The sequence below is a fragment of the Comamonas sp. lk genome (genome assembly GCF_900564145.1).
Lineage (GTDB): Bacteria > Pseudomonadota > Gammaproteobacteria > Burkholderiales > Burkholderiaceae_C > Comamonas.
In genome coordinates this window covers 2561659-2587571 of the sequence record NZ_UOOB01000001.1, presented here as the reverse complement: position 1 = coordinate 2587571, position 25913 = coordinate 2561659, and the positions used below count along the sequence as shown (strand labels likewise).

Annotated in this window: 17 protein-coding genes; 5 read left to right on the top strand and 12 right to left on the bottom strand. The window is 55.8% G+C overall.

What is annotated here, in order from left to right; all coding sequences use genetic code 11:
• Positions 1-6 precede the first annotated feature (6 nt).
• The 11 genes from EAO39_RS11880 to EAO39_RS11835 all read right to left on the bottom strand — a co-directional run bounded on the left by EAO39_RS11880 (position 7) and on the right by EAO39_RS11835 (position 17255).
• Positions 7-3711: a glycosyltransferase gene (locus EAO39_RS11880; protein WP_120967606.1), complete on the bottom strand. Its 3705-nt coding sequence runs from the start codon at positions 3709-3711 to the stop codon at positions 7-9.
• A gap of 343 nt (positions 3712-4054) precedes the next feature.
• Positions 4055-4213, bottom strand: a complete 159-nt coding sequence (locus tag EAO39_RS22540) for a hypothetical protein (protein ID WP_162989539.1) — start codon at positions 4211-4213, stop codon at positions 4055-4057.
• The gene (locus EAO39_RS11875) at positions 4206-5651 is read right to left on the bottom strand and encodes a glycosyltransferase (protein ID WP_120967604.1); all 1446 of its coding nucleotides are present in this window, start codon (positions 5649-5651) and stop codon (positions 4206-4208) included. Before EAO39_RS11875 ends, EAO39_RS22540 begins: the two co-directional genes overlap by 8 nt.
• Positions 5648-6817: a hypothetical protein gene (locus EAO39_RS11870; RefSeq protein WP_162989538.1), complete on the bottom strand. Its 1170-nt coding sequence runs from the start codon at positions 6815-6817 to the stop codon at positions 5648-5650. Before EAO39_RS11870 ends, EAO39_RS11875 begins: the two co-directional genes overlap by 4 nt.
• Before the next feature lie 287 nt (positions 6818-7104).
• Positions 7105-8255, bottom strand: a protein-coding gene (locus EAO39_RS11865) for an IS3 family transposase (protein ID WP_120967072.1) whose coding sequence is annotated in 2 segments (ribosomal slippage) — positions 7105-8006 and positions 8006-8255 — 1152 coding nt in all. Because the reading frame shifts where the segments join, the coding sequence is not laid out codon by codon here.
• Positions 8256-8292: 37 nt separating this feature from the next.
• The gene (locus tag EAO39_RS11860; RefSeq protein WP_162989537.1) at positions 8293-10548 is read right to left on the bottom strand and encodes a chromosome partitioning protein ParA; all 2256 of its coding nucleotides are present in this window, start codon (positions 10546-10548) and stop codon (positions 8293-8295) included.
• Positions 10549-10696: 148 nt separating this feature from the next.
• Positions 10697-12472, bottom strand: a complete 1776-nt coding sequence (locus tag EAO39_RS11855; protein WP_120970995.1) for a polysaccharide biosynthesis/export family protein — start codon at positions 12470-12472, stop codon at positions 10697-10699.
• 76 nt (positions 12473-12548) lie between these two features.
• On the bottom strand, positions 12549-13508 hold the full coding sequence (locus EAO39_RS11850; protein WP_162989536.1) for a chain-length determining protein: 960 nt from the start codon (positions 13506-13508) through the stop codon (positions 12549-12551).
• 161 nt (positions 13509-13669) lie between these two features.
• On the bottom strand, positions 13670-14344 hold the full coding sequence (locus EAO39_RS11845; protein WP_120967596.1) for an ABC transporter ATP-binding protein: 675 nt from the start codon (positions 14342-14344) through the stop codon (positions 13670-13672).
• Positions 14341-15159 (bottom strand): ABC transporter permease, encoded by an 819-nt coding sequence (locus EAO39_RS11840; protein ID WP_162989535.1) that lies wholly within the window; start codon positions 15157-15159, stop codon positions 14341-14343. Before EAO39_RS11840 ends, EAO39_RS11845 begins: the two co-directional genes overlap by 4 nt.
• A 413-nt stretch (positions 15160-15572) precedes the next feature.
• Positions 15573-17255: a long-chain fatty acid--CoA ligase gene (locus EAO39_RS11835; RefSeq protein WP_120967592.1), complete on the bottom strand. Its 1683-nt coding sequence runs from the start codon at positions 17253-17255 to the stop codon at positions 15573-15575.
• A 280-nt stretch (positions 17256-17535) separates the two neighbouring features.
• Here EAO39_RS11835 and EAO39_RS11830 point away from each other — a divergent pair, with 280 nt between their 5' ends.
• The 5 genes from EAO39_RS11830 to EAO39_RS11810 all read left to right on the top strand — a co-directional run bounded on the left by EAO39_RS11830 (position 17536) and on the right by EAO39_RS11810 (position 21663).
• Positions 17536-18054, top strand: a complete 519-nt coding sequence (locus EAO39_RS11830) for a pyridoxamine 5'-phosphate oxidase (RefSeq protein WP_120967590.1) — start codon at positions 17536-17538, stop codon at positions 18052-18054.
• A gap of 211 nt (positions 18055-18265) precedes the next feature.
• A complete protein-coding gene (locus EAO39_RS11825) occupies positions 18266-18778 on the top strand; it encodes an RNA polymerase sigma factor (RefSeq protein ID WP_120967588.1) in 513 nt (170 codons plus the stop codon).
• A gap of 1 nt (position 18779) precedes the next feature.
• Positions 18780-19625: an anti-sigma factor gene (locus tag EAO39_RS11820; protein WP_120967586.1), complete on the top strand. Its 846-nt coding sequence runs from the start codon at positions 18780-18782 to the stop codon at positions 19623-19625.
• 191 nt (positions 19626-19816) lie between these two features.
• A complete protein-coding gene (locus EAO39_RS11815) occupies positions 19817-21193 on the top strand; it encodes a YncE family protein (RefSeq protein WP_120967584.1) in 1377 nt (458 codons plus the stop codon).
• A 32-nt stretch (positions 21194-21225) separates the two neighbouring features.
• Positions 21226-21663: a DUF305 domain-containing protein gene (locus tag EAO39_RS11810; protein ID WP_240466974.1), complete on the top strand. Its 438-nt coding sequence runs from the start codon at positions 21226-21228 to the stop codon at positions 21661-21663.
• A 75-nt stretch (positions 21664-21738) separates the two neighbouring features.
• On the opposite strand, the gene hrpA is transcribed toward EAO39_RS11810, so the two are convergent.
• Positions 21739-25887: an ATP-dependent RNA helicase HrpA gene (hrpA, locus tag EAO39_RS11805; RefSeq protein ID WP_276209284.1), complete on the bottom strand. Its 4149-nt coding sequence runs from the start codon at positions 25885-25887 to the stop codon at positions 21739-21741.
• Positions 25888-25913 lie beyond the last annotated feature (26 nt).

The following is a 25913-nucleotide window of genomic DNA, read 5'->3' as shown; positions in this document are numbered from 1 at the left end:
GATTCTTCAAGTCTCCCCAGAATACTTGACTCCCTGAGTAGCAAGTAATTCCAGCACAAATGCATCAAAATCGGATAACGTCTTTGCAAGCATTCTCTCTCGAAGTACCCATTGCCGAAGTTGCTCCCCCAAAGTGCGGTTATTTAACCCTAATTCAATTTGATCAAGCAAAGCCTGCGTCCATGCAAGCTCCTCATTGCGAACCAAACGAACCCCCGGAGCATTCGCATTTCTATACACACTTATATCTGAAGCAATGATAGGTAACCCCAAAACTCCACAATCGAGCAATTTTAAGTCAGACTTATAAACATTGAAACTTGTTTCACGCAGCGGTGCGATAGCAAAATCAAACCGCTGCGCCTGATCATGTATCCATTTCGTAAAATTTATATAGTCCTTCGCAGGAACATCTAAAACTTCAAGCCAAGGCCGCCCATTCACCAAGTCTTTCCGCGCAGTAACTCCCACAAGTGTAAGCCTAAACTGTGGAGACACTTTAGCCACAGACTCAAGGGCCGGCAATACCACCATCAAGTCATCATCATGAGTCATTGTGCCCATATATAAAGCACGTATGGTGTTATCCACCGATTGCTTCTTAAGCTCTTTACGCCACAAACGATCGCTTAGCTGGTTAGGCAGCAAAAACACACGAGGGTGCATCGTCTTGATTTTATTCTTTAGCGTAGGAGTCGAAACCGTTATTGCAGCAGCTGATGCTATTTGCCGCTGCAAAGCAGAAGCATAATTCGCATAGACTCCATGAGGATCTTTGTCCCGAGGTACAGCCAGCAAATCATCATCTAATTCCAGACAGTATGGAATATTTGACTTAGCAAGCTCAGCTATAACATTTTCAACCATCTCCTCTGCGATTGCTGTTCTCTGGATTATGACTCCATCCAGCATTTTCTCCCTTGCACTCGCTAGCAGCATGGGCACGGTCATTTTAATATAGGTGACGTTACGAGCTAAGGCGTTGCGAGTACGCTCCCATACACGTATATGGGTAGAACCGGGCGCATGGCGCAAATCAGCACTGGCAGGACACACAACACCAACACGCTTACGGCCATATGGCGACAGTACTTGCTTATTCGTGGCGCTTTCACGAAGTACGTCACTGTAGATATTCAAATATCCTGCCGCCATTTGAGTGGTACTGTTGGCTAGGCCGTAGCCATTTTGCCAGTCCGTCAGTGCCTTTTCCGTTTTTTCGTATTCCCTCTCATCAAGAGCAAAGTGAAGAATTTCTTCGTACAGCTTGGGAATATTACTGTGATCCAGGACCCAGCCGGCACCGCTTCGACGCACACGATTTGCCACATTCGGGAAATTAAACACTGCGACCGGAAGACCTACAGACCACAACTCAGTTAATGTGTGGCAATAAGTTTCATCCCATATGGAAAAGATAGCGCCAAAGTGTGGACGAACGGAAAGTGCTTTTTTAGAGAAATCTTGTCGATCATAAGCACCTAAAACTACAACTCCATTTTTTGGAACGTCTCCAATTATTCGACCTAGAATGTTAAACTCCAGTCGCCCAGCTTTATCGTGCTCAATCAATGCACGAATGATCTCAAGGCCCTTCATTGCATTAATGTTTCCAGGAACAAGAATGCGTATCCGCTCCCCCGACTTTGGTTTTTCGCGAATGCGATGAAATTGAGGGAAGTCACGTCCGTGGGGAATTACTACAAACCGGTCAGCTGGTAGCCGTGGCATTCCTTCCAAAATCAACTTTCTCGCGCTTTCTGCCGTAGTCACGAAAGCATCGCAATGCTCCAGCGCACTCTGAAATCTGTCACGCCAAAAATGCAACCAATTTCCCGTCGGGACTGGCAGTGAATCTTTAGGCCATAAGCTCTCACGATGAATAGAGCCCTCCTCTAAAAAGGTATCACCTAAAAAGATACCTGCATCGTCTATCAGCTTTAAAGAAGGCGAAAGCGCATAAAAGTCATGAAAGGAATAGACAACCTTTATAGCCAATTGCCGCGCTATGCGCGGAAGCGAAAGTCCATGCCAACCCAAATGTCGGATATGCACAAGATCAAAACCAAACTCTTGTAGCCAGCTGGATATAACAGCGTCGTATTCGGAAGAATTGTGGGTTACGGGATCCACCGGCTCATGCAATCTGCGTGAACGCTCGAGAGAGGTAACTCCGTCGTCACTCATTCGACTCAACTCCAGTATTTTACTGTCGCATCGCAAAACCCAGCCCTCAAACACCCCAGAAAGTGCCTGCATTAAGTCTCGATTGGTTTGGGGTGTCCCCCCAGTCTGCGTGGCAGTGACGAAAAGAACACGCGGAATCCAGCCAACTCCTTGCGAGTCCACAGCATCCTGCATTGCCAAGCATGCACGGTTACGCGCCAATGCAATCTTTTCACTGGTGCCGAATACCCGAATAGCTTTTTTATATTCAGGATAGCGTACATCCACCACCGCACGCCCTGCTTTCATTAAATCAATCTTTGATTCACCAAAACTTTTAGAGCGATCATGGAAAACATAGGTTCGGTCGTCTATCACATTGCTCCACCCCGCACGCCATGCTCTCATGCAGAAGTCGTTTTCCTCACCGTATCCACGTGGAAAAGCCTGTGCATCCAATGAGCCGATACTATTGATACATTCACGGCTAACGTACATGCAAAAACCGTTGCCGGTTGGTACCTTTGGGTACAACCCCAAGCTACGGCGGCGGAAAGCACGCGCGTAGGTGATTTCGTCCACGCCCTCGGGTAACTTGTTATCGTTACCCATCTCTGGAGCTGAAAAGGCCCCGGCCCGATCGGACATGGCCGTCACTGTAGCAATGCGGGGCGCAGAACAAGCAGCCAACAGCATTCCCTCCAACCAGCCAGGTGTAACACGAGCGTCCGAGTTCAGTAAAACGACATCATCATCCCCAGCCTCGTCAATTCCGCGGTTCACTGTGCGCGTAAAGCCAAGGTTCTCTGGATTACGCAGAATACGAACGCGTTCACAATCATGCTCAGCCAAAATACGACTCACGCGCTGATCAGGAGAACAGTCATCGATCAAGAGAATTTTTGCAAACTGTGGTGTGTAAGCGAGCAAGCGCTTAATGCAAACTTCCACATCATCTGGAGCGTTATAAATAGGAACAATGATGGTTAAACCACGCTGAGGGAACTTTGCGCCGAGAAGTATTACTTTCGGATCACCCTCTGGTGCTTGTACCACAATGCTCTCCGAAAGAGTGCCGTCCGGGAACCTAAGGGAAATCGTATGTTGACCTTCCCTTAAATGAATTACCGGATTCGTAAACTCTAATCCACCGAACCCCTCAGAAACGCCCTTTTTTTTCAAATCCAGTCTGCGACCATCATTCTTAACTTTTAGAAAAAATTGGCCATCCAGGAGAACATCGACGTAGAAAATTTCATTTGATTTTTTTTCGTTAACGCACCACCCACGAATAGAGGTAGCGTCAGACTGCTCCAGCCTGTATCTGTATGGTGACCGAGCCTGAAAAATCTTATTTTTATCCGTGACAACAGGAGTTGCAACCTCCTTTTCTTCTATACCAATCCGTCGATTTGCCAATTCGATATTTATCTTTATATAATTATTTAGTTCAGGATTTTTAGAAATAGCCTTTTTATAAAGTTCAACAGCCTCTTTATATTTTTCTTGACGAAAAGCCAAATTCGCTTCTTTAATAAAAGTCATTTAAATCTCACATCATTATCCAAAAATTTCAAGAACTGACCCCAGTGCACCGAACTCACTCCAACAATAACATCAGGTGGTACAATTTTTTTACTTAACTTCAGCAATACCCCCAAATCTTCAAATCAATATTACTATGATTTATAGAAAATTAATTATGCATGCAATACCTTTAGGGTAGGCGCCAATTTTATATATTCTCGAATTCTTTCGATTATTATTAAATGTATAACCCAGAATATTTTTAACACCAGAAGCAATTATCAATTTTATTTTTTCTTATCGATTTCAATATTTATTATTTCTTCAATTTTACTATGAAGTCTATCCAAAAATAATTACATCATTTTCTTTTTTCAGAACCTGCAGCTAGACATAAAATATGCACATAAGATTTATTGTTTTTATCCAGATAATTTTTTAAATCTACCAATTCCTCCCATTCTCCAAACATCCATAGAGAATAAGCATTTTCTAGCGAAACGCGATGGGACTTATCCATTTTCTCCTCCTTCACCTATTCCACTAGCTAGTAAACAGATCCCAGGCAACAGAGCTGCTACTTCAAGCAAACGGGTATTCAACTCCTGCTGACTGGATTGCAAAGTCTTTTGCCATAACTGGTATAGCGTTACCTGGTTGGCAGTGGTGGTGAGAAATTGCTCAAACAAGGGGTGGGCCACTGGTTGGTTAGAACGCTGGTTTTGCCGTTTGGCCAGAGTCGCGGCCAGCACCTGAGGGAGTTGCCCCGGTGGCACAGGTGTAAAAGCGCCTTGTGCCGCCAAATCTGCCAACGCAGGCGTGGGCGTGGCCAACACGGTCAGCCCCATGGCCAGAGCATCCGTGAGCTTGGCCGGGGTTTGATACTGTGCAGCTACGCTGTCCATGTCCTGCAGCAACACACAAATATCACCTGCGGCCAGTGTGTCTGGTAGTGTTTGAAAACACTGGTTTGGCAGCATGATGGTTTGAACGTCAGGCAAGCTAGCAATTTGCTGTTTCAGGCTAGACAAGTTGTCAGGAAAGTCCCCCGCAATGAGAAACACCAAATCACTGTGCCGCTGCTCGGCAATAGCTTGCGCAGTTTCCAGCAAGCCCTTGTGAGCGCGCGGCGTGCCTGCAAAAAGGATCACGGTATGCCCTGGGTCAATTCCCAGCCTCGCACGGGCCTGGCTACGACGCTGAGTGCTGGGGGCAAACTGAGCTGCATCGCGTGCATGATGAACAATACTGCCACCATAACGTTGCTGCAAAGCGGGGTTGACTGTGGTGATACCATCAAACACCTTGGTCAATCCTACGCCTAGGCGGGTGCTGGTGGCACTCCTCAAACTGGATGGGGTATTGGGCAGATGAGGGGTTGTTTGCAAGTATTCTTCCAGCGTAACAGGACTGATAGCCTTGGCGAAAGCTAGCTCTTCATCGTCCACATCCATTAACACAGGGCAAGCCCAAACAAGTTTGTACAGCAAGCCCAACAAGATATTAGGCCAACGCGGCTTAGATAAGTGCAGCAGATCACAAGGGTGGGCCAGCACAAAATCCAACGCTTGCTGTACAAAGCTTTGCCCGGTCGCTACATACAATGGGTGGATGGACAAAGGAAAGTCTTGAAGAGGTTCCCAGATCTGCGATTTTTGCTGGGGATAAAGACACCCAATGACCTCCGCCCGCCCTATGCCCGCCCAGATTTGCGCCAATGTGGTAGCACGACCCGTGGCGTTCAGAGAAAGGTCCCAACTACTCACCAGCACACGGGGAAATTCTTGCCCTCCCTGACTAGTACGCTGTGCACGATAAGCTTTTTGCGCCCGATGCAAGTTACCCTGCAAAACCGGCGCCAAAGGCGCGCACTGCTGCAGTGCACGGACATACAAGGCAATAGCGGCAGCATAGTCTCGGCCCTGCATGGCATGGTTGGCTTGCTGCAGGAGCGTCATGATTCAGCGTTACGAGGGCTATTTACAAAGGGGCCGTCGACCCTATCAGACAGCATCGGTTTTTGCTCGGTATCGGACAACAAAAGCTCTTCCACCAATTTAAGTTGTACTTCAGCTCTGTACAGCACCTCATCCAACAGAGATTGGCACTGCTGGGCTTCATGCTGCTTGACCTCCAATTCCTTCAACTGGGCTTGCAGGTTGTTTTTCACTTGCATTTCTGCATCGCGTACTTGAGCTGTTTTAGCCAAATCAGCCTCTAATGCTGCCTGTAGTTGCGCTTGCGGCTCTTGTTTATGAGTCAGCTCAGCCTGCAGTTGCTCCTGCGCTTTGATGCTGGCTTGTTTGGCTAGGCTCTCCAACTTCAGATTTTCTGTAATCTGGGCTAAATTCGATTCCACCCCCTTATTTACCTGTGCTGGCAGCTCTTGTTCTTGAAGCAACTCAGTCTGCAACTTTTTCGACGCCTTGATGTTTGACTGCAATTGCAACTGCGCCTGCTCAGCACTCTTCCAAGCACGTTGATAGTCACGAGCAAAAAGCGCATAGGCAATATCTGGGTGATGCTCAGACTGCAGGGCCAGTTGCCTAAAGCCTGGCAAGGCCCTTGCCAGCACCGCCAAAGTAGCACCTTCCAGTTGACCGGGCTGTTGCTCTTCGGGCAAGACAACTCGCGCAAGCACTACATCCAGCGGAGGCGAGACCTCCTCAGAAGTTTGCAGCATGGTCGCTACGGGCAGGCAATCCAGGATCAGCCACTGATGCGAAGCATGAGTCTTTAACAATGAAGCTAGCGTCATGGCCTCTACCTGCTCTGTATTTACCGTACACAAATTGGGCCAGAGGTGTCGCAAACTTTCTGGTGCCAGCAACCCATTTTCAAGCTCCAGGTTTGCAAAGAAGAAAGCCACGACCTCCTGCTTAGGTGCCACGACCTGTTTAATCAAAAATACCTCACCCTCTGAGCATGAGGTATACAAACGCTGCAGTGCTGCAAATTTCAGGGGGTCACCTTCAACCAAGGTGCGTGAAATGCCTCCGTCATGCAACGATTGCGCCCAGACACCTTTGCCACCGCCTGCTCCCACGAAAGTCATATGCTGCGCAGGCAGCAGATCCTGAAGACACTCCATGCAGGAAATAAGGCTACTTAGCTTTTTATTCATTGTTTGCAGGTTTCTGCTGTGCACTCGGCAATCGGGCGCAATTTCAGCCTGAATACAAGTCTCCACTAGTCAGCACTGACAGCGTCGATACGGCCTATTGTTTTAGCGACGCTCTTTTCTGAATGCCCTCACCTGAGCATATAAAGCACCAGGAAGAGTTACCCAGCCACTCAACGACTGTGTACGCTGTACCCATGTCTCGCCCAGTCGATAAGACAAATGGCGCTGAACGTGAGCGACTTCATGTGCATCTATGTACTCTGTAACAGTGAATCGACCAGATTTTTTTAGATAGCTGCCAGCCTCACGGAATTACGTCTCTCAAACTCTATTGGAGACAGACCATCAGCAGACGAATGTCTGCGAATGGGGTTGTAGAACATTTCGATGTAGCTGAAGACATCGCTGTGCGCCTCTTGCCTCGTAGGATAGGTTTTTCTGCGGATGCGCTCCCGCTTAAGCAACTGAAAAAAACTTTCAGCAACTGCGTTGTCGTGACAGTTTCCTCGCCTGCTCATACTCGATTGCAGGTTGTGGCTAGCAAGGAAGCGCTGCCATTCATGGCTTGTAAATTGGCAGCCTTGGTCAGAGTGCACGGTCACGGTATTGCATGGTCTTCTACGCCAGAGCGCCATATGCAATGCATCCAAGGGCAGCTGGGTATCAATGCGGCTACCTGTTGCCCAGCCAACAACTTGGCGTGAGAACAGGTCAATTACCGTTGCCAGGTACAGCCACCCCTCATGAGTGCTGATATAGGTGATATCAGTCACCCAGACTTTGTTCGGAGCATGCACGGTGAACTGCTGCGATAGTAAGTTGGGAGCCACGACTGCTGGAGCACCTCCTCGCACACGAGGGCGTCGTCCGTAGCCTCGCTGAGCCTTTAATCCCTCACAGCGCAGCAGTCTTGCTACCCGGTGCCTGCTGCAGGTCTCGCCTAAGTCACGCATGTCCAATGTCAACTTGCGGTAGCCATATACGCCACCGCTTTCTAGCCATGCCTGCTTTAGAAGGCCCAATAGACGCTGGTCATCGGCCGCACGTTGACTGAGCGGCCGAACCCTCCAAGCGTAGTAACCACTGGGGTGCAATTGCAGCACCCGGCACATGCGCACAACGCTGTAAATCAACTGGTGCTTGGCAATGAAGGCGTACTTCAGTCGCACTGGCGAGCGAAGTACGCCGCCGCTTTTTTTAGGATGTCACGCTCCTCGGTGACCCTTTTGAGTTCTGCTTTGATACGGCGTAATTCTTCGCTTTGACTGACTTGCTCCTGCCGCTGAGCTGCGGGGATTTGCTGCAGTCGAATCCACTTATACAGACTATGCGTGCTCACGCCTAAACGGCGTGAGACGTCGGCTGCGCTGTGGCCGTGTTCCAAGATTTGCTTGACGGCCTCAATCCTGAATTCTTCTGGGTAGCGTTGTGCGTTCATATGGACTCCTATTTGAACGGAAATAGGAGGCTGTGAACTATCTACAAAAAGTTGGTCGATTCACAGGGGGCAGCTTTTCAGCAGTTGCATCCAGCTCCGCACGAATGCGCTTTGCCTCAGCATGCAAAGCCCAAGGCATGGAGAGCACGCCAGAGACACTGCCTGATTTTTTGATCATTGATGCACCCAAGCGGTACGGAAGCTGTTGCTTGACCCGATCAGCGGCACCGTAATAAGCCTTGGGCTGAGAGCCTGCCTTGTACCGCCTGTTCTCCATGAAATAGCGCTCGAGTTCTTCCTGGACTTTGTGCAGTTGCGACAACAGTAATTCATTTTCTTTTTGCAGTTCCGCAACAGGGACCTTGGCACGCTCGGTCTGCAGTTCCTTTTTCAGCTTGGTTTCACTTTGCTGCAGCTGCAAGGCCTTGTCTTGGACGGCTTTCAGCTCGGTCTGCAGCTTGTTAGCCTGCGCCTGATACGGTTGCATTTTTTTGGCAGTGTCCTGCGCAGCCTGCAGATCGACTTTGAGTTTGTTTGCTGCAGTTTCCACTTGCTGCAACTTGCCTGCTTTTTCCTGCAAAGCCTTCAAATCAGCAGCGCTTACCCTGGCAAGTTCGGTTTGGAGTTGCTTTTTCAGTAGCTCTTCGCTTTGCTGCAACTGCAAAGCCTTGTCTTGCGCGACTTTCAGATCATTCTGCAACTTGTTAGCCTGGGACTGATATGGCTGCAGCTTATTGGCCTTGTCCTGTGCGGCCTGCAGTTCAGCTTTGACCTTGGGCAGTTCTGCCAAAGTCTTTTCCTGCTTCTGAGCCTGCAAATAACGGCTTTCCAGCTCTTCCTGCACTTTATGCAGTTGCTCCAGCAGCATCTGGTTTTCTTGGCCAACGGCCTGCAGCGTGAATGATTTTTCCTGCGCGGCCTTTAAATCAGCCTTGACCTTGGGCAATTCCGCCAAAGTCTTTTCCTGCTGTTGCACTTGAACCGTTCGGCGTTCCAGCGATTCCTGTATCTGATGCAACTGTGCTAGCAACTGTTGATTTTCTGCGTCGGAGGCCTGTTTTTGCTGCAGGGTTAGCTGCTGCTGTCCCTTTAGGCATTCCTGCGTCTGCTGCAGTTGGGCTTGCAGGTACAGCTGCTTCTCCAGTGACTCGTTGACCGCCTCTTGCACTTGCTGCTGCATCAGTTTGATTTGTTCAGCCTGAATCCGAGCTCGCCGGGTTTGCTCTTGCAGTTGCAGGCGCTGTTGTACCAAGGCCTGCCAGGCTTGATACGAAGCTTGGCTGCTCTCCAATTGCAATGCGGGCACGGCTGTACTGGGCTGAACATCCATTCCATGAGCCAATGTGGCGGCAGCCTGGAGCTCTTCATACAGCTGCATAGCTTCAGGATGAGCTTGCAGCAGTTGCCGGGCCAACAGTTCAGTTAGAGCATCGTTGCCCACATAGCCCTGCTCGAATACGCCAGGTTCAGCGCATTGGGGCAGATCCACTGCCGATACCACAACGCCATGGTGTTGCACAGCCACCGGGCCTTCTGCGGCCGTAGGGGCTGAGGCCTGTAACGCCTCCAATTGCGCACGCAAACGCTTACGCGCTTTCTTGAATTGGCTGCCTTGCATGGTATGAAGCTTGGCAGTCAGGCTTTCTATGGTGTCAGCTTCTGCTAGCGTCTCTTGCTGCGTGCCATTGGCAGCAGCAGCCAGCAGACCGAATGGCAATTGCAAAGGTGCTTTGATATGCGCGCTGATATGGTGCAGTGTGCTGTTGGCCGATGCCTGCACCTGAGCAGCATGCACCAGCACGCTGCGACCAGGGTTGCGCAGGTGAAAGTGCAGCAGCGCTGCGTTGTAGCTCACCCAAGCATCGATGCGGCGCTGAAACTCTTCCTCGGAGGCTGCAGCCTTTTCCAGTGGCGCACGAGTAAAGACTGTTTCAGGAGTGCCGTACACCAGCACAAAGACGACTTGCGGATCTTGCTCTTTCCAATAGTCAAGCAGATAGACAGCACCAGTGTCCGCCCAACCCCACAAGGTTTGATCCAGATTGGCGAGCATCAGGTCCAGCACCATGCCCTGCCAAACAGGTGCCACCCGAATTTGCTGCAACTGCTGCGCAGTCTGCAGCTGCTCCACGGGTACTGCGCCATGGACCTTGAGCAGAGTTTGGCTGATCTGTACGGGTGTCAGGTTTTCACGGCGCGAAGGCAATGGGGATGCCATACCGCATTCCGCCAATAGGCGTTGTACCTCTTCATGGCCTGAGTGAGGGTGCCCGACGATGATGATCTTGTTCATGTGTACTTCTCTATAAGGTAGGCATGGAGACTCTGAACAAGCAATTCGCCTGAAAGCTCCATTACCCAAACACTTCCGCCAACTCGGAAAGAGGAAAACCGACGTTAAGACGCCTCTAAATTGCGCTGACTGCTATCAAAAAAACAAACTACAAACCTAATACAACCTTGGCACTGATAGCAACCTGATAAATGATCTGCGTCATATCCTTCCAGAACTGGCGCTTTTTCTCGTCCACCTTGGGCAACACCAGAATCTGGTCCCCGGCTTTGATATCGGTGCGGCCAAACAGGCTGTCGGTATCCACCTGCTCATACGAGCCATCACGTCTGGCCACCACCACGCGCGCGTTGTCGGCCATTTGCGTAAAGCCGCCGGCACGGTTGATATAGGTTTGCAGATTTAGATTGGCGTCGTAGGCCACGGCGTTCGGGAACAGCACTTCGCCACTGACCAGCACCAGATCATCTTTGCGAGGGATACGGATCACATCGCCGTTTTCCAGCAGCATGCTGCCGAGCTGGCCGGCTTTGGCAATTTGCACCTGCCCCACGGGCTCAACCTCCTTGGCGCGCTTGACCCATTGCAGGCTCAGCTCTGCCTCATCCTTGCGCAGACGGGCCTCGTCGCTGCTGCCACTGCGCGCGGTCAGCAGACTCATCTCCAAGTTGTGCAGGCTGGTTGCCAGCATTTCCTTTTGGCGCTGTTTCACGCTTTCACGAAACAGTTGCACGCTACCCATGTCTGAATTGACATTGGACTGAATCTGATCCAACAACACACTCATATGTGAGCCATAAGGCAGCACATATTCCTGCGCGCTGTTGTGCTCGCCTTCCACACGCACGGTAATGGTTCCCGGCTTTTTGTCTGCGGTGAACTCCAGCTCGTCGCCATTGGCCAGCGCCACTTGGTTGGCTTCACTCAAGGGGTAGTACTCGGCATTGCGGATATTGCCGGTATTGCGCGTGACACGAACATGGGTGGCCGTGGCCTGGGGCTTGGCCAGCGCCATGAGCTGAGCCACTGTCTGCTGACTACCCAAAAATTCGAAGCGCTTGGCATTGGCAACCAAACCCTTGACCTTGACCCGCTGCTCATACGGCGGCACAAAGATCACGTCGCCATCCGCTAGTTGCACCATGGGCATGGTGCCTTGCAGTAAAAAATCATAGAGATTGACGGTAGCTCTAGTCTCCTGCCCGCGCTTGACCTGCACTTGCAGATAGCTGCCTCGCTCAGGGTCCACGCCACCGGCCATGTCCAGATAACGCAGCACGCTGTCCATGCTGGTACCGTTATAGAGGCCGGGGCGATTGACGTTGCCACCGACAAACACACGCACCGGTTGCGCAGCCGCCAAGCTGGCATAACTGCTCACGTTGTTGCGAAAGGTGCGGCGCACCGCAGCCTGCACCAGGCCTTCCAGCTCTCGATTACGCACTCCAACCACGGTGACCGGCCCCGCGTGTGGCAAGAAGATATTGCCGCGTGGGTCTACCGTCAGCATTTGCTCAAAGGCAAATGCGCCCCACAGACGCACCTGAATCTGGTCGCCAATGGCAATGGCGTAGTCCGGGTTGAACTGGCTGGCACCAGGCTGGCTGAAGGCTCCGGTAAACAATTGCGCGCCAAACACATCACTGGACTGATTTTCCAATTGGTCTTGTGTTTGAGGTGCCGGAACCAACACACGCACATCTGCGGGCTTTGCAACTGAGGCTAAGTCCTTGCCCTCCTTGCCTGGGATGGTTGCGTTGCTTGCCACAGCCGCATTGCTTCCGTACAAAGCCTGCGCAAGTCCGAGATCGGTTTGTGCCAGTGCTGGATGAACATGGGCAACGCCCCACAGCAGGGTGGCAACCAATGTCTTTAAGCACTCGTTTTTTTGATTCGCTACCAGTGGAGTAGCGCGACTCGCCATATTTTTGAACATTCTTGATAGTTTTCTTCGTGAGCTCCAGCGCTGATAGACGCCAGAAGCTATCAAATACATAGCATCAATCGCGGTGATCCTTGACGATGGCCAACAACAAATGAGCGATACCTGCCATAAGCAAAATGCCAATGATCCAGATGCTGGTCTTGTATAGCCGCTGAGGGCGCATGGAGCGCTCTGGCAAATTAGGCTGTTGCAGCACGGCAACTTTTTTCAAGGTGCGAGTCGCTTCCAGGCGCCCCTGCTCCAGCGCCGTGAGAGCGGTCTTGTACATATCCAGCGCAAACTTGGACTGAAGCTCGAGCTGGGCAAATGCTTCTGCCGTGCGGTTCAGCGTCTTGCCGCCAGGCGCTGCAAGCTTGTCTTTTTCAAGCGCCATCTGCTTCTCTAGCGCATCAATTCGCTGATTGAGCAAAACAATGCTCGGGTGGTCGGCCACCAGATAGGCCTGAAGTGCCCCGCGCTGGGTCTGCAGGTCGACCAGCTGGCCTTGCATATTGGCCACAATGACGGCAATGGCCTGTGCAGCGGCCTCCGGCGAGATCAGCCCTTTTTGTTCTTGAAACTCGAGCACGGCCTGGCGTGAACTACGCACCTTGGTCTCCAGCGCGCGAACCTGCCCCTCCAGAAAATTAACTTGATCCTGCGCCACGGCATGGGCCATCTGGTTCATGAACAGCTCGCCCTGCTGAAGCAGGCTGCCTGTAATTTTCTGAGCCATTTCGGGAGAAAAAGCCTGGGCATTGATGACGAGGACCCCGGAAAATTCGTCGTATTCCACCTCCACACGCCTCAGGTAATACCAGTAGAAATGCTCACGACTGGCGTCCGCCGACCACAGTTTGCTGATCCAGTCTCCAGAGGCGCTGAAGTGCTCACGCAACTGCAGCTGTTTGTCCAGCAACTCGGCCATGTCTGGCGAGCGCAAATACTCGCGCAGCAGCAGCTGATCGCTGCGGTTATTGCCGGCTCCCCCCCCAGAGAGCAGGCTGCCCAGATCAAACGAGCCTCCGGTTGGCAAATTGCTGCTTTGCACAATCAGCCGCGATTCAGAGACATAACGATCTGATGCAAGCACCAGCCAGTAAACAGCGCAGCCTATGCAGAGCATTAAAGTCACTGCACTGAGAGGGGAGGAACGGAGCCAGCGCGACCAACGGCTCCCGGAGAGAAAAGATTGCTTCATGGGGTACGGGTGGAAATACTGTCGCGATAGGCTTGCAGCGCGTCGTCAATCTGGTCAAACCACTGGGCCTTGCCTTGGTGCAACCAAACACCGGCCTGGCAAAAGTCCTGCAAGGTTTTTTCGCTGTGGGAGACCATGATCAAACTGGCTTTGCCCACTTTGTCCTTGAAAGCCTGAGCGGCCTTATCCTGGAACGCTCGGTCGCCAGTGGCTGTCACTTCGTCGGAGATATAGACATCGAAATCAAAGGCCAGCGACAGCGCAAACTGCAGCCGCGATTTCATGCCCGATGAATAGGTTTTGATGGGCTGCTCAAAGGCCGGACCGATTTCGGCAAAATCCTGCACCTGTTGCAAAATGCGCGGCAAGTCATGTCCCATGCCGTGGATCCGCGCCACAAATTTGGTGTTCTGACGGCCCGTCATGCTGCCTTGCAGACCACCGCCAAAACCCATTGGCCAGGACACATTGCAGTGCCTTCGCACAACACCTTGGGATGGGTAGTCCACTCCACCAATAATGCGCAGCAACGTGGACTTGCCTGCACCATTGCCTCCAATCAAGCCAACGCTGCAGCCTGCGGGAATGGTGAAGTTCACGCCACGCAGCACCCAGGGCCCATTGCCGTGATCGGTGTAGTAACGCTTATGTACGTCAACGACTTCAATCATTGAGTCACCAGCCTTTGATTGAAGCGCCTGAACAGCAGCAGCCCCGTGAAGACAAGCACCACAGCGCATTGATAGGCATAGGCCAGATCCAGACCGCCCACCGCGTGGTAGTAAGGCGCAAAACCAAGTCGAGCCGCTTCAATCGCATGGGCCAAGGGGTTGTAAAGCAACCAATCCACATACGGAGGTTTAATTGCAGACAGCGGCAACATCACGCCAGAAATCATCATTAAAGGCATCATGATGAAGCCGATGATGCGTTCCAGTTCGGGCACCAGCATCACCATCACCGCAAAAATCATGCCCAGGCCAAGAGCGCATAGCCAGGCGAGAACAAAGGCCTCCAGTACTTTCCATGCACTATCGGGCCAGGCCATCCAGCCCATGAAAGCGCCAATGGCAAACACCAAAGCGCTGATGATCAACATGCTGACGCCTTCCACGGCCGCACGCACCAAGGCCACATCAGGCGGGCGCACCTGTCGATAGGCAAACAGGGATTGATTGGCATCCACACCGTTCTGCACCTGACTGAGCGTGCGCCTGAAGGTCATGAACACCAGCATGCCGACGGCAAGCCACAGTGCGGTTGCCACACCCCCTATGTGGCGAACCTGAATGAAGGTAAAGATCAACACCAGCCACAGCACGTTGGCAATGGGCTCAACCAACAGCCACACCCACGCAAAGCGGGAGCCAAACAGCCTGACCATCGCCTCGCGCAGAAAAAGCGCTTGCCAGACATGGGCTGCGGCAACCCACGCCTTACTTCCCCCGTACGCAGAGCTGCCTGCAATTTTTTCTGTCTCTGCCATAAACCCGCCTGAAGCACCTGCAAAAAAATGAGGGCGCATAAGCGCCCACTACTAAAAAAAATCGTTCCGCTACCTCAATGCAGTTCTAAAGTGTAATTTACAAAACAATGATTCAGACGAATGAATGCCTTCAAGACGTGCAAAACACCCATGAAAATTGAAAAAATCAATGGGAAAAATTCTGAAATTTAAAATACCCATCAGACAGATGCAACAACCACCAATTAACCACCAAATTAAAATAATTATTTTCACTTAATGTGGTAAGGACATTGCCATGAAATGTAAAGGATTAATTCATTATTTATGACTGCTGCCCGGCTCCAACCACACGGACTTCTTCTGGCGGCAACCGCTGCTTTGCGGCAACGGCTACAGAATGCGCTGCCGCCGCACTCAACACATGAACCGATTCACGCCTCCTGCTCCTGCAGCAAGCGCCACATGACCTTGCCGCTGCCACTTTTGGGCAAGGCGGTAATGAATTGCACGATGCGGGGCGCTTTGTAGGCTGCCATATTGTCGTGACACCACTGCACAACGTCTTGCTCGGTGGTGCTTTCATGGCCGGCGCGCAGTACGACCACAGCCTTGACGGTCTCGCCGCGATAGGCGTCCTTGGCAGAGATGACGCAGGCTTCCTGAATGGCAGGGTGACGGAACATCAGTGCTTCCACCTCGGCCGGCCAGACCTTGAAGCCGCTGGCATTGATCATGCGTTTGAGGCGGTCGGTAATAAAGAAATAGCCGTCCTCATCCACCCGCCCCAAGTCGCCAGTACGGAAGAAGCGTTTGCCGTCCAACTCGAAGAACGCCTGGGCCGTGGCCTCGGGGCGCCGCCAATAGCCTTCGAACACCTCTGGGCCGCAGACCACAATCTCGCCCTGCTCACCTTGCGGCACCTCTTGCAAGGTGTCGGGGCTGATGACGCGGGCGTCCGTGCTCATGAAGGGAATGCCCAGACACTGCTGCTTGGGGCGATCTGGCGGATTGCTGTGCGATGGGGCCGCCGTTTCCGTCAGCCCATAGCCTTCGCAAAAACGCAGGCCGTACTGATCCAGCAAACGCTGAGCCACCGCCTGCGGCATGGCAGCACCGCCGCCGCCTATGTATTTGAGGCTGGACAGATCAAACGAGGCAAAGTTGGGGCTGGCCAACAAATCGATGACCATGGTCGGGATATTGGTCCAGCTGGTGACCTGGTAGTGCGAGATCAGCCTGCCCGCCAGCTCGCGGTCCCAGCGCGGCATGATGATCAGCGTGGCACCCATGTAGATGGCACTGTGCAACACCGAGACCATGCCCGTGATGTGAAACATGGGCACCACACCCAGCACCACGTTCTCGCTGCAGCCGCTGCCCCAGAGCGTGCCCGCCACCGCGTTGTGATTGATGCTGCGGTGCAAATGCATGCAACCCTTGGGCTGCCCGGTGGTGCCGCTGGTATAGGGCAGCAAGGCCAGATCGTCGCGCCCCACTACGTGGGCGGGTGGCTGCGCACTGCAGGCCAGCGCCTGCTGCCAGGCATGGACCTCGCCGCCTTGCATATCGGCAGCGGCATAGTCCCTGAGCATCCAGTTGCGCCAGGCTTCGGGCGGAGCATCCAGCCCCTGGATATCGGCATCAAAGCCGTCGGCAAAACGCGTCACCACCATATGGGCCAGTCGCTGCTCGGCAGGCAAGGCATTGCTGGCCTTGGCCAGTTCTAGCGCCAGATCGGCCGTGGTGATGGCGACCTTGGCGCCCGAATCCGTGATGTAGTGCTTGAGCTCCTCGGCCAGATTCATGGGGTTGACCGGCACCACCACGGCATTGGCACGAAAAATGGCGTAATGCGCCAGCACCAGCTGAGAAGTGTTTTGCATCAGCACGATCACGCGGTCGCCCTGCTTCACGCCCAGGCCATGCAGATAGGCCGCCATGCGCTCGGTTCCCTCGCACAACTCGCGGTAGCTGGTACTGCGCCCCAGAAACACCAGCGCCGCCTTGTCCGGATAGCGGCGGGCATTGATGGCCAGATTCTCCCAGAGGCTGGTGGTGGGAACAGTGATTGAATGCGGCAAACGGGAAGGCCAGGACGTGTGATGAGCAGACATGGGCAACGTGCAGTTCAAGAAGGATGGCGGGCACCAAGGTGCAATGAAGACGCTAGTCCATTTGGACTACGCAGACTGCAGGCTAGTGCGACTGCCCGTGAATCACATCGGGGTTGAACCAGGAAAGCGTCACCAAGGCGACCTCAAAATCTAGGTCATTCGCCCTGCAGCCATTACATCAATTGCGCATCTAGCTATCAAAATAAAAGCAATCAAGATTCACCTGGCGCCAGCTCTCAGGCGACCGAAGGCCCGCAGCAACAACGATTACCATCGACTCATGACACATGAATCCCGCCTTCAGCAATCTATGCGCGCGCTGCTTGTCAGCCGGCGCACCGCCGCCTTGGCCGTGCAGCCAGCGACCGATTTTGCGCAGTCCACGGCCCTGCCCGCGCCCCTGCTCTCCTTCGTACCTTGGGCCTGGGACAGCCGCTTCAGCTGCATCGTCTTGCATGTCAGCGCCCTGGCCGGCCATACCCAAGCCATGGCCTTGCACCCGGCCGTGAGTCTTTTGATGACGGCCGATGAAGTGGCCGGACAAGGCGTGCATGCGCTGGAGCGCGTCAGCATTCAGGGCGTGGCGTCCACCCCTGGCCACGACAGCGTGCTCTGGCAAGGCGCACGCAGCAGCTATCTGGAGCGTTTTCCCGAAGCGGAACCCATGACAGCGCTGGGAGACTTTCGCTTTGTCTGCATCACCCCCACCCTGGCCCGCCATGTAGCCGGCTTCGGAGCGGCACGCCATGTATCGGCCCATGATTTGATAGAAGCGCTCAATCCGGTCAGGGCCGAATAAAGCGTATTTTGCTATTCAATCAATAGCTAATTGCGATTGATATATCTGGGCTACAACCCTATCAAGCTGCTCAAAGCTGGCTTGGAACCGCTATCTGGCCTTGCCAGGGCCTGAAATTAAAAACAGGAAATTCAACACGGCAGGGAATAAACGCCGGCTCGGCTGCGTCTATCCAGTGAAGCCAACCTTTAAAAAACACCACTCAAGCTCCATGCGCGCTCAAGACGAAGCGGATATTGTTGCCTGCATTCCCAGCCTGCGCCGCTATGCGCGCGGCCTGACTTCCGACCGGGAACGTGCCGACGATCTGGTGCAGGACACGCTGGAGCGCGCCTGGGAGCGTTTCGCCCTGTGGCATAGACGCGGCGATGTCAGGGCCTGGATGTTCGGCATCATGCACAACCTGTTTGTGGACCGCATGCGCAGCCAGCGCCGCACGCCCGAAGATGCCACTGGGGATGCACTGCCCGAACAGCCCGAACGCTCAAGCGCATCGGACAGGCTGGAAGTGCGCGATCTGGACCGGGCGCTGCAAAAGCTGTCGCATGACCAGCGCGAGGTGCTGCTGCTGGTCGGCGTGGAAGAGATGAGCTACCAGGCCGTGGCCAGCGTGCTGCAGGTGCCGATTGGCACCGTGATGTCACGGCTGTCGCGGGCAAGGGAACGTTTGCGCGCCGAAATGGAAGGACGCGAAGTCAGCAGCAAACTGCAGCGCGTGAAATAACATGGACAAAATCCAACTCATTCACCCCGGCGGCACGGCACCGATCACCGAAGCCGATCTGCACGCCTATGCCGATCAGCAGCTTTCCACGGCCAGACGCGCCGAAATCGAGCAGTTTCTGAGCTCGCGTCCCGATGAACGCCGCCGCGTGCAGGACTGGCAGACGCAAAACCAGTCGCTGCGCCATCTGCTCAATCCCGTGCTTGAGGAACCGCTGCCCCTGCGCCTGCCGCTAGGCCCCAAATCCACGGCATGGCCCTGGCGCAGCCTTGTCGCAGGCCTGGCTATTGCCGTACTCAGCGCCAGCTCGGCCTGGGTGGCGCGCGGCTTCATAGACGACGGCCGCAGCGCCCGGCTGGCCTTCAACGCACACCCTGCCGCTGTCGCCTACCAGAGCGGCGATCTCAGCGGCTTTGCACTGCGGGCGGCCGTGGCCCATGTGGTGTACAGCCCCGATGTACGGCGCCCGGTGGAAGTCGATGCCGACCAGGAGCAGCAACTGGCAAGCTGGCTGTCCAAGCGACTCGGAATCGAAATCAAGCCGCCAAGCCTGCATGCTGTTGGCTATGAGCTGATTGGCGGACGCTTGCTGCCCGGCGACACTGGGCCGGTCGCGCAGTTCATGTACCACGACAGCACCGGCCAGCGCCTGACGCTCTACGTCACCCGCGAAGTACCCAAGGCCGCAAATCGGCCCGAAACCGCCTTTCGCTTTGGTACCGACGGTCCGGTCAACGTCTTTTACTGGGTAGACAAAAACCTGGGCTACGCCATTTCTGGCGGCTCTCACCGCGCCGAACTGACGCGCGTGGCTACCGAGGTCTACCGGCAGTTGAACGACAGTTAAACGACCGCTGAGCAACAACTAAGCAACGATTGGGCGGCCGTTACTTCGGGGCTGAATGCACGAAGAATCTGCGCACCGGCCAAGCCGCCCCCTACCTCCACCCCTGCTCACCCGATCACCGGCCAGCACCCAGGCCGGGTCGTCTTCGCCCTGCGCGCTTCTTTCACCAACTGACATTTTCAGGAGTCTTTATGCACGCCAATCGCCGAGAAATTCTCAAATACACGGCTGCCGCAGCGACGGCTGCCGCAGCCACGGTCGCGGCCCTGCCCGCCAGCTTTGCGCAAAACACAGGGGCGGGAATTGATGTGCGCGATCGGGTGTTTATCACCAACGAAGACTCCAACACCGTGGTCGTCATCGACCCACGCAGCAACACGGTGGAGACCACCATCAATCTGACCAGTTTTGATGAAGATGCGCGCCCGCCGTTTCGCTACGTCACGGCCGGCGTCGCCCCCACCCACGCGGCAATGATCCACAAGCCGCTCTACCACGGCTGCATCGACGCTCACGGCGCCGTGCCCTCGCCCGATGGTCGCTTGCTCGCCACCAGCGGGCGCGGCTCCAGCAATGTCTATCTGATTGACGCGTTGGAAAAGCGCGTGATCGGCAACACGCCCAACCCGGCCGCCGGCCCCAGCACCAATGCGGAACGCCTGTCCAGCGGCATCCTCGTGGGGCGCGAACCGCACGAGCCCACCTTCAGCCGCAACGGCAAGGAGTTTTGGGTCACCTTGCGCGGCGAAGACCGGATTGCCATTTTGGATGTGGGCCGCGCCCTGCGCCAGCTGCGGGGTTCCGAGGTATCTGCGGTGCGCCAGTTCCTGCCCACGCTCAACGGCCCGGCGCAGGTCTGGTTCAACCGCGAAGGCACGCTGGCCTTTGTCGCCAGCCAGAAAGTGGCCAAGGTCGATGTGTTCAGCGTCAACCCCGGCGCCGACGGCTACTCGCAACCCAAGCATCTGCGCACGCTAGATATCAGCGCCCAGGACAAGCTGGGCTTCACGCCTTTCATGAAGACCACACCCGACGGCAAGGAGGTCTGGTTCTCCCACAAGCTGATGGACGCCGTGTCCTGCCGCTCCACGCACCAAGGTTTCGAGCTTCTGGACAACGTGGCCCTGGGCACTTTAGGACGCCCCAACCATGTGGAATTTGTGTCCAACGCCAAGGGCAGCGTGGTCTATGCCAGCCTGGCCCGGGTGGACGATAGCGGCCCCGGCGGCGTGGCCTCCAGCCAGATCGCCATCATCGACCGCAGCGCCAAGCCCGGCGAGCGCAAGATGGTCGCCAGCTTTTTCAGCCACGGCCGCGAATCCCATGGTCTGTGGACCAATCCTGAGAACACCTTGCTCTATGTGGCGCACGAGCAAGACGAGTTGCCCGGCACACCCAATGCCGGCCAGACCGTCTGCAGCGCTTTTGATGTCAGCGACCCGTTCCAGCCGCAATTCATTGCACAGATCCCGCTGGGCAATCTGGCTCTGCCCTCGGGCGGATTGCGCAACAAGAAAAGCATCAATCTGGTCTATGTGCGCACCGGCGTCAAAGGCCAGACCGCATGAGGACGGGCCGGGGAGCAGGGCTTGGCCTGGTCTTGCATCTCGCGCTGAGTTGTGCCTCGGCCTTGCTGGCCGGCAACGCCCTGGCGCAGACCGCCCACCATCATCACCATGCCGCCATGGACGCGGGCGCGGACGCCGGCACCGCGCCCGGCTTTCAAACCGAGATGGATGCCGGCATGGCCCGCATGATGCGGGACATGCATGGTCCGGGCTACAGCGGCAATGCCGATGTGGACTTTCTGGTCATGATGATTCCCCACCATGAGGGTGCCGTCGATATGGCCCGCCTTGTGCTCAAGCATGGCCGCGACCCGCTGACCCGCCAGCTGGCCGAGGAGATCATCGCCAGCCAGACCATTGAGATTGAAAGCATGACGCGGCGGCTGGCCTTGCTGCGCCAGGCTCAATCCGGCAGCAGCAACGCCGCCAGCGCCGAGTTTCCCGTGCTCAGCGGTACGCGCGGAGACTGAGGCACCGACTGCAGTTGCAATGCCTAAGACGGTTGGGGCAGCTCGGCTATCAAGCCCTACCGCCCCCGGCCGATCTCAGCTTTGCAGTTGCTGCCAGACCTTGTCCAGCCGCTTGGTGCTGACCGGATACGGCGTGCGCAGCTCCTGCGCAAAAAAGCTCACGCGCAACTCCTCCAGCATCCAGCGGTACTCCTGCATGCGGGCATCGACCTGACCCTTGCGCTCGGCCAGCAAACGCCAGTAGCGCTGCTCCATGGGCTGCAACTCCTTGAGCTTGGCGGCATCGCGGGCCGGGTCGGCGCGGTATTTATCCAGGCGCGTGGTGATGGCCCTGAGATAGCGCGCGTAATGGCCTAACTGGCTCCATGGCGCGATGGCGATGAAGTTCTTGGGCATCAGCTTTTGTAGCTGCTCGCCCCCGTCCTTCGTAGCCTCTGGTGCATTCTTCGTGTCCTTGATCTTGCGCGCGGCAGCAGCGTACTCGGTCAAAATCGTCGCAGCCATGCGCGCCACTTCGTTGGCGATCAGCGTCAGGCGGCCGCGGCCTTCCTGCACGCGCTGCTTGAAGTCGGCCTCATTGGCCGGCAGCGGCTCCTGCAGAAAAGCACGGTCTATCGCCACGTCAATGATCTGGCTGCGCAGCTCTTCCTGTGTGCCCAACGGCATATAGGCCACGGCCATTTTCTGCAGATCCGGAATGTTTTTTTCCAGGTATTTCAGCGCATCGCGAATCTGCAGCGCAAACAAGCGGCGCAGGCCCACGCGGTGCTTGGCGGCCGCCACCTCGGGCTCGTCAAACACTTCGATGCCCACCGAATCGCCATGGTCGATCAAGGCCGGAAAGCCCACCAGCGTCTGTCCGCCCTGCTTGATTTCCATCAGCTCGGGCAGCTCGCCAAAGCTCCACTCCTTGTAGCGCGCATCCGAGGCCTGGGCAGGCGCCGATTTTTCTGGCTTGCCTGCAGGTGCTCTCGATTGCGAAGCGGCTGGCGCTTGATTCTTTTGATCTTGAGGCTTGTTTGTATCTGAAGTCGAAGCAGCTTCAGCGCCAGCAGCTATCTTTAATGAGGCAAGCGCCTGGAAAGCACCGCGCGCCTTGGCCCCCCATTCGGCTTTCAAGGCGCCCAGATTGCGACCCTGGCCCAGCTGGCGACCGTGCTCGTCCGTGATGCGGAAGTTCATGAACAAATGCGGGCTCAGCATATCGAGCTTGAAGTCGGCCCGCTTCACATCCAGCGAGGTTTCATCGCGCACCTGCTTGAGCAGCACGTCGATCAGCCCACTGTTCTTCGTGTTTTCTGCCCAGTGGTCTGGCTGCGTAAACAGCTCGGCCAGGCGCGCCGCGCTCTCGGGCAGCGGCACAAAGCGGCTGCGCGGGCGCTGGGGCAGGCTCTTCAAGAGCGCCTGAATCTTGTCCTTGAGCATGCCGGGCACCAGCCACTCGGCCCGCTCCTCCGACACCTGATTGAGCACAAACAGCGGCACGGTCACCGTCACGCCGTCGCGCGGATCGCCGGGGCTGTGCAGATAGCTGGCCGCGCAGTCCACGCCGCCCAGCTTCACCAGCTTGGGGAAGTTGTCGGTGGTGATGCCAGCGGCCTCGTGGCGCATCAGCTCGTCGCGCGACAGGCGCAGCAGATCGGGATTGCCCTTGCTTTGCTGGCGGAACCAGTGATCGAAGGTGGCACCGCTGTACACATCGCGTGGCAGCTGCTGGTCGTAGAAGGCAAAGATCAGCTCGTCATCGACCAGCACGTCCTGGCGGCGGCTCTTGTGCTCCAGCTCTTCCACCTTGCGCATCAGCTTCAGATTGGCGGGCAGGAAATGCCATTTGGTTTCCCACTCGCCCTCGACCAGCGCCTGGCGGATGAAGAGGTTGCGCGCCTCGTGCGGATCGACTCGGCCGTAGCTGACGCGGCGGCCGTTATAGACCACCAGTCCGTACAAGGTGGCGCGTTCCAGTGCAATCACATCGGCCTGCTTCTTGCTCCAGTGCGGGTCCAGCAGCTGCTTCTTCAAAAGATGGGCGCCCACCTCTTCCAGCCACTGAGGCTCGATGGCCGCAATGCCACGGCCGTATAGGCGCGAGGTCTCGACCTGCTCGGCCGCCACAATCCAGCGACCGGGCTTTTTGGACAGATGCGCGCCCGGATGCGGGTGGAACTTGATGCCGTGCGCGCCCAAATAGGACTCGCTTTCCTCGCCCTTGTAGCCAATATTGCCCAGCAAACCGGCCAGCATGGACAGATGCACGGCCTCGTAGCCAGCGGCCTCGTTGTTGAGCAGCCATTTCTGCTCCTTGACCACGGTCAGCAGTTGGGAATGGATGTCACGCCACTCGCGCACGCGGCGGATGTTGATGAAGTTCTGGCGCAGCAACTGCTCCCACTGGCGGTTGCTGATCTTGTGCGTGCCCTCTTCGGTCTCGGCCGGGTTGAACAGCGCCAGCCTCTCCTCCACGGTGCCTTCGACCTGCGCACCGCTGGCACGCTGGCTGACCGGCAGAAAAGCCTGGCTACGGGCGCTGGGCTTTGCTGCTGGCTTGCTTTGCGCTGCCATTTCGGCGCGGCTCTTGGCCACCACCTTGCCGCCGCGCGCATCCGACAGCCATTTCCACAGGCGCAGATAGCCGGTGAACTCGCTCTTGTCGTCGTCGAACTTGGCGTGGGCCTGATCGGCCTGCTGCTGCGCCTCCATGGGGCGGTCGCGCACATCCTGCACCGACAGGGCCGAGGCTATTATCAGCACCTCGGCCAGAGCGCGCCGGCTGCGTGCCTCCAAAATCATGCGGCCCACGCGCGGGTCCAGCGGCAGACGCGACAGCTCCTTGCCCATGGGCAGCAGCTGGCCGTGGTCGTCCACCGCGCCCAGCTCGGCCAGCAACTGGTAGCCGTCGGCAATGGCGCGGCCCGAAGGCGCTTCCAGAAACGGGAAATGCACCACATCGCCCAGGCCCAACGCCTTCATGCGCAAGATCACGCCGGCCAGCGAGGAGCGCAGAATTTCCGGGTCGGTAAACCGATCGCGACTGGCAAAGCTTGCCTCGTCATAGAGGCGTATGCAGATACCGTTGGCCACACGGCCGCAGCGGCCGGCGCGCTGGTTGGCGGCGGCCTGCGAAATGGGCTCGACCAGCAACTGCTCCACCTTGCTACGGAAGGAATAGCGCTTGACGCGCGCTGTACCTGCATCAATCACGTATCGAATGCCAGGAACCGTGAGCGAGGTTTCTGCCACATTGGTGGCCAGCACAATGCGGCGACCCGTATGGCCGTCAAAAATGCGGTCCTGCTCGGCCTGGGACAGGCGCGAGAACAGCGGCAGCACTTCAGCGCTGCGCAGCACGGGCGAGTGCTGCAAATGCTTGCGTAAATGGTCGGCCGCCTCGCGGATTTCGCGCTCGCCGGGCAGAAACACCAGAATGTCGCCGCCCTTGCCGCCTTGCCACAGCTCGTCCACGCCATCGGCAATGGCGTCGTTCAGGTCCAGTTCCTTCTTTTCCTCGAAGGGGCGGTAGCGCATCTCCACGGGGAAGGTACGACCCGAGACCATGATCACCGGCGCGGGGCCGTTCTTGGACTCGAAATGCTTGGCAAAACGGTCGGCATCAATCGTGGCCGAAGTCACCACCACCTTGAGATCGGGGCGCTTGGGCAGGATCTGCTTGAGATAGCCCAGCAAGAAATCGATGTTCAGGCTGCGCTCGTGCGCCTCGTCGATGATCAGCGTGTCGTAGGCTTTGAGCAGCGGATCGGTCTGGGTTTCGGCCAGCAAGATGCCGTCCGTCATCAGCTTGACCGAGGCGCCTTTTTGCAGCGTGTCCTGAAAACGCACCTTGTAGCCCACCACTTCGCCGGGCTGGGTGTTGAGCTCCTCGGCAATGCGCTTGGCCACCGATGAGGCCGCAATCCGGCGCGGCTGGGTGTGGCCGATCAAGTGGCCGCGCACCTGCCCTTTTTCATCGGGCACGGCGTTGACCTTGCCCCGGCCCAGCGCCAGCGCGATCTTGGGCAGCTGCGTGGTCTTGCCCGAACCCGTCTCGCCACAGACGATGATGACCTGGTGGCGGTCCATGGCCTCCATGATCTCGTCACGGCGGCTGGATACGGGAAGTTGCTCGGGGAAGGTGATCTTCAAAGACATAGGGGCGTGATTATCCCTGCGCGCAGCCGCAGTTGCCGGGCGCACAGCGCAATTCCATGGCGCCGCGCTGTTTTGCCACATGAACTTGCTATGCTCGGCCCCGATTG

Excerpts from the sequence above, each read along its gene's own strand:
- EAO39_RS11870 (WP_162989538.1), bottom strand. The coding sequence starts at position 6,817 with ATGAATAAAAAGCTAAGTAGCCTTATTTCCTGCATGGAGTGTCTTCAG.
- EAO39_RS11830 (WP_120967590.1), top strand. The coding sequence starts at position 17,536 with ATGACACATGAATCCCGCCTTCAGCAATCTATGCGCGCGCTGCTTGTC.
- EAO39_RS11825 (WP_120967588.1), top strand. The coding sequence starts at position 18,266 with ATGCGCGCTCAAGACGAAGCGGATATTGTTGCCTGCATTCCCAGCCTG.
- EAO39_RS22540 (WP_162989539.1), bottom strand. The coding sequence starts at position 4,213 with ATGGATAAGTCCCATCGCGTTTCGCTAGAAAATGCTTATTCTCTATGG.
- EAO39_RS11860 (WP_162989537.1), bottom strand. The coding sequence starts at position 10,548 with ATGAACAAGATCATCATCGTCGGGCACCCTCACTCAGGCCATGAAGAG.
- hrpA (WP_276209284.1), bottom strand. The coding sequence starts at position 25,887 with ATGTGGCAAAACAGCGCGGCGCCATGGAATTGCGCTGTGCGCCCGGCA.
- EAO39_RS11845 (WP_120967596.1), bottom strand. The coding sequence starts at position 14,344 with ATGATTGAAGTCGTTGACGTACATAAGCGTTACTACACCGATCACGGC.
- EAO39_RS11840 (WP_162989535.1), bottom strand. The coding sequence starts at position 15,159 with ATGGCAGAGACAGAAAAAATTGCAGGCAGCTCTGCGTACGGGGGAAGT.
- EAO39_RS11835 (WP_120967592.1), bottom strand. The coding sequence starts at position 17,255 with ATGTCTGCTCATCACACGTCCTGGCCTTCCCGTTTGCCGCATTCAATC.
- EAO39_RS11875 (WP_120967604.1), bottom strand. The coding sequence starts at position 5,651 with ATGACGCTCCTGCAGCAAGCCAACCATGCCATGCAGGGCCGAGACTAT.
- EAO39_RS11880 (WP_120967606.1), bottom strand. The coding sequence starts at position 3,711 with ATGACTTTTATTAAAGAAGCGAATTTGGCTTTTCGTCAAGAAAAATAT.
- EAO39_RS11855 (WP_120970995.1), bottom strand. The coding sequence starts at position 12,472 with ATGGCGAGTCGCGCTACTCCACTGGTAGCGAATCAAAAAAACGAGTGC.
- EAO39_RS11820 (WP_120967586.1), top strand. The coding sequence starts at position 18,780 with ATGGACAAAATCCAACTCATTCACCCCGGCGGCACGGCACCGATCACC.
- EAO39_RS11815 (WP_120967584.1), top strand. The coding sequence starts at position 19,817 with ATGCACGCCAATCGCCGAGAAATTCTCAAATACACGGCTGCCGCAGCG.